At 71.1% G+C, this 4,318-nt stretch carries 1 protein-coding gene; it reads left to right on the forward strand.

From position 1 onward, the window contains the following. A partial coding sequence (locus I5Q34_RS33300; protein WP_199896236.1) for an SDR family NAD(P)-dependent oxidoreductase occupies window positions 1-4,318 on the forward strand: 4,318 nt, incomplete at both ends.

The raw sequence follows: 4,318 nt of genomic DNA on the forward strand, positions 1-4,318 counted from the left end.
CCACCACACCACCCGGACCCGACAACCGACGCGAACTCACCATCCACTCCCACACCCCCACCAGCGCCGGCGCCAGCGACGGCGACGAGACCGTCACCTGGACCCACCACGCCACCGCCACCCTCACCCCACAACCCACCCCCACCACCCCTGCCGAGGACACCCCCTGGCCACCGGCCGATGCCACTCCCATCCCCCTCGACGACTTCTACGACCGTCTCGCCCAAGCCGACTTCACCTACGGCCCCGCCTTCCAAGCCCTCAACGCCGCATGGCAACACGGCAACGACACCCTGGCAGAAGTCACATTGCCGCAGGAACTCGCCGACGAGGTCGGTCTGTACGGCCTGCATCCCGCCCTGCTCGACGCCGCACTTCAGACCACCTGTCTCACGGCAGCGGACCAGGAGCAGGCCCGGCTGCCCTTCGCCTTGCGAGATGTGTCCGCGTATGCGACCGGCGTATCGATCCTGCGCGTCCGGGTCCGGCCGCTGGGCCCGGACGCCGTGGCGCTTGACATGGCCGACTCCGCAGGACTGCCCGTCCTCTCCCTCGGATCCCTGGTCACGCGGCCGGTGTCGCTCGCTGCGCTCCGGTCCGCCGGGACGGCGGTCGAGGACTCGTTGTTCGGGCTGGACTGGGTACCGATCGCCCGGGGGCCGGAGCCGGAGGGCCCACGGCATCGTGCCTTGCTCGGTCACACCGCCCCGGGGCTGCTCGCGGCCCTGTCCGCACTTCCGGGGCCCGCGCCGGAGTGCTGTGGCGATGTCGACGCCTTGGTCGCGGCCCTGGAAGCGGGTGCTCCTGCCCCGGACGAGGTCTTCGTCCTCTCCCTCCCGCAAACGGGCAACGTCCTTGCAGGGCAGCCTGCCGCGGTGGGGGAGAGGACCGAGCAGGTGCTGGCGCTCCTCCAGCGCTGGCTCGACGAGGACAGGCTGAGAGAGTCCCGGCTCGTGGTCGTGACCTGCGGAGCGGTCGCGGCGGAGGGCGGCGACGATGTAATGGACCTGGCCGGGGCCGCGGTCTGGGGACTCATCCGCTCGGCCCAGGCAGAGGAGCCGGGGCGTTTCCAGGTCGTGGACGTGGATCCGGGTGCGGCCGTGACCGGAGCAGCCGGTGTCCATGTGCCGGATGGCCGGGCCGAGTCGTGGGCGGCGGTGGCGGCAGCGTCCGGATGTGGTGAAGGCCAAGTGGCTGTCCGGGAAGGACGGATGCTGGGAGCCCGGCTGGTGCGCGCGGGGGCAGTGCACGGGGCGTGGTCCGGTGACGAGCCATGGCGCTTGGAGAGCGGTGGCTCCGGATCGCTCGACGAGGTGGCAGCGGTGGCCGCACCCGAGGTAGCGGCGGAACTCGCCCCCGGGCAGGTGAGGGTGGCCGTGCGGGCGGCGGGGGTCAACTTCCGGGACGTACTCGTGGCCCTGGGCATGGTCCCGGAGCAGGTGGGGCTGGGCAGCGAAGGGGCCGGCGTGGTGCTGGAGACCGGTCCGGAGGTCACCGACCTGCGCGCCGGGGACCGGGTGCTGGGTGTGTTCGGAGGGGCTTTCGGTCCCGTCGCGGTGGCGGAACGTCCGATGCTGGCCCGCATCCCGGAGGGTTGGACCTTCGCGCAGGCGGCAGCAGTGCCGGTGGTGTACGCGACCGCGTACTACGGGATGGTGGACCTGGCGGATGTCCGGCCGGGCGAGGCGCTCCTGGTGCACTCCGCGGCCGGCGGCGTGGGCCTCGCGGCCGTGCAGCTGGCGCGTCATCTGGGCGCTGAGGTGTACGCCACGGCCCATCCGTCGAAATGGCCGCTGCTGCGGTCCTCGGGAGTGGCCCGGGACCGCATCGCCTCTTCCCGCACGCTCGACTTCGAGGAGCGCTTCGTCTCGCTCACCGGCGGGCGTGGCGTGGACATCGTCCTCAACAGCCTCTCCGGCCCGTACACGGACGCCTCGCTCCGATTGCTGCGACGCGGCGGCCGGTTCCTGGAAATGGGCAAGACGGACCGGCGGGACCCCGGTGAGGTGGCCGCAGCCCACCCGGGCGTGGAATACCGGGCGTACGACCTGATGGAAGCCGGTGCCGAGAGGATCGGGGACATCCTTCGAACGGTGCTGGAGTTGTTCGCGCGAGGTGCCCTCGACGCCCAGCCCCTTACCTGCTGGGACGCTCGGCGCGCGGTCGATGCCTTCCGCTACATGCAGCAGGGGCGGCATACCGGCAAGAACGTCCTTGTCCTTCCGACCGAACCTGACCCGGCCGGTACGGTCTTGATCACCGGGGGCACGGGAGTCCTCGGGGCGGCCCTCGCGCGCCACCTCGTGACTGCCCGCGGCGTCCGCCATTTGATCCTGGCCAGCCGCAGTGGTCCCGCTGCCGAAGGGGCCGCCGAGCTCAGGGCCGAACTGACGGCGGCGGGCGCGGACGTGGAGATCACCGCATGCGACGCCGCCGACCGCAGGGCACTGGCCGAGCTCCTGGCCTCCGTCTCTCCCGATCATCCGCTGACGGGCGTGGTCCACGCGGCCGGCTGCCTCGACGACGCCACCCTTTCCGCGCTGACCCCCGAGCGTCTCCGGACCGCCCTGGCACCCAAGGTCGACGCGGCCAGATGGCTGCACGAGCTCACCAGGGACGCGGACCTGGCTTTCTTTGTCACCTACTCCTCTGCGGCCGGTCTCCTCGGCTCGCCGGGCCAGGCCAACTACGCCGCCGCCAACGCCTATCTCGACGGCCTCGCCGTTCACCGATGCCTCCAAGGGCTGCCCGGCCACTCCCTCGCCTGGGGCATGTGGGAGCAGGCGAGCGGCATGACCGCACATCTTGGCTACGGCGACCACGCCCGAATCGCTCGCTCCGGTCTGCGTCCGCTGTCCACCGACGACGGACTCGCCCTTTTCGACACCGCCCTCCGGTCGCCGCGGGCCGTACTGCTGCCGGCCCATCTGAGCCTGCAGGACACGCTCGTGGAAGAGGATGTGCCGCTCTACCGCGGCCTACTGCTCTCCCCGAGACGCCGCTCGAGTGTCGCCACGACCGGCTCCGCGTCGCTGCGTGCCCGCCTGACCGGCCGCAGTTCCGCCGAACAGACCGACATCCTGCTGACGGCCGTCCGCACGCACGCCGCCATCGTCCTGGGCCACACCGGTCCCGAGGCGGTGCAGGCGGACACTGCCTTCCGGGCCATGGGCTTTGACTCACTGACGGCCATCGAACTCCGGAACCGGCTCAACACCGCCACGGGACTTCGGCTGCCGGCCACCCTCGCCTTCGACCACCCCACCCCCCTGCTCCTGGCCGGGCACCTGTGGGACGAACTGCTGGGAGCAGCCATCGGCAGCCGAGCGGAGGCGGTGGCTCCCGTGACCGTGACCGGCAGTACGGACGAACCGGTGGCGATCGTCGGCATGGCCTGCCGCTTCCCGGGAGGGGTCCGCTCCTCCCACGACCTGTGGGAGCTGGTGTCCGAGGGGATCGACGCGGTGGACGGCTTCCCCCTGGACCGCGGCTGGGACATGGAACAGCTCTGCGCCGCGGACCTGGAGCAGACCGGCTCCTCGTCCACCCGCTACGGCGGTTTCCTCTACGACGCCGACGAGTTCGACGCCGGTTTCTTCGGCATCAGCCCGCGCGAGGCCCTGGCCATGGACCCGCAGCAGCGGTTGCTTCTGGAGACGGCGTGGGAGGTCTTCGAGCAAGCGGGCATCGACCCCGTCTCGGTACGGGGCAGCCGAACCGGAGTGTTCGCCGGGGTGATGCCTCAGGAATACGGACCACGGCTGCACGCGGCCGTCGAAGGCGCGGAGGGCTATGCCCTCACCGGCACCTCGGGCAGCGTGGCCTCGGGCCGCGTCGCGTATGTGCTCGGGCTGGAAGGCCAGGCCGTCTCGGTGGATACCGCCTGCTCGTCCTCTCTGATCGCCCTCCATCTGGCCTGCCAGGCTGTACGCGCGGGCGAGTGCTCGATGGCTCTGGCAGGCGGTGTCACGGTGATGTGTACACCGGGGGCGTTCGTGGAATTCTCGCGGCAGCGGGGGCTGGCCCCTGATGGTCGGTGCAAGGCGTTTTCCGCTGCGGCGGACGGCACGGGTTGGGGTGAGGGTGTCGGTCTGTTGTTGGTGGAGCGACTCTCGGATGCGCAGCGGTTGGGACACCGGGTGCTGGCGCTGGTGCGTGGTAGCGCAGTTAACCAGGACGGGGCGAGTAATGGGCTGACGGCCCCGAACGGTCCGTCACAGCAGCGGGTGATCCGCCAGGCACTTGTCAACGCCGGTCTGATGCCGGGTGATGTGGATGTGGTGGAGGGGCATGGGACGGGGACGACGCTGGGTGATCC

The sequence above is a fragment of the Streptomyces sp. AV19 genome, from assembly GCF_015999245.1.
GTDB lineage: Bacteria > Actinomycetota > Actinomycetes > Streptomycetales > Streptomycetaceae > Streptomyces.